The following is a 642-nucleotide window of genomic DNA, read 5'->3' on the forward strand; positions in this document are numbered from 1 at the left end:
ACTTTGGCACCATTTTTAGGGAACATTTTTTGCAAGTAGCCTTTTTTCTGTTCTTTCAACAAATCTAACTTACGCTGATGAAGAGCGATAGTGTCATCTAACTGTTTGAAGAATGAACCTATTTTTTGTTGTTCTTTATAATTTGGTAAAACTATTTCCTGATTTCGGACTAGCTCAGAATTTAAGTTTACTTGACTCCCAGGTTGTCCATATTTTTGCCACTTTGGCCTAAACATTTCAAGCCACTGGAACATAAACTCTCTTTCAAAAGTAGGGTTTAAAAATATTAAAAAGCCATCATGGACACCTGTTTTAACATAGTTTACTACTGGTTTTCCAACAGTTGCAGCTATACTTAACAATAAGTGAGGTTCAGTTAAAACCCGAGTTTTTTCCTGTCCTAATTTGGATATATGTTGTTCAAGATGATATATTCTACCATTTTGTTCTGTAACATCAGCAATTCGTAACCAACCAATATCACTTTCTTTATCGAACCATTTTGGATCCTGAATTGGTCTAGGGCTTGCTCCACGCACAACTGTTGTTAAGCTTCCTAACTTACGCTGTTCCCAATCGTCAGCAAATCCCGGAAACCTTAATTCTGGAACTTTCTTTTTAACTGAATCATCTATTTTCGCC

General features: G+C 35.7%; 1 protein-coding gene. It reads right to left on the bottom strand.

The window, feature by feature from the left end:
- Positions 1–642, bottom strand: a 642-nt coding sequence (locus BABA_RS24395; RefSeq protein ID WP_007087950.1) for a restriction endonuclease subunit S, incomplete at both ends; no start/stop codon positions are given.

The organism is Neobacillus bataviensis LMG 21833 (genome assembly GCF_000307875.1).
In the GTDB taxonomy this organism is placed as follows: domain Bacteria; phylum Bacillota; class Bacilli; order Bacillales; family Cytobacillaceae; genus Neobacillus; species Neobacillus bataviensis.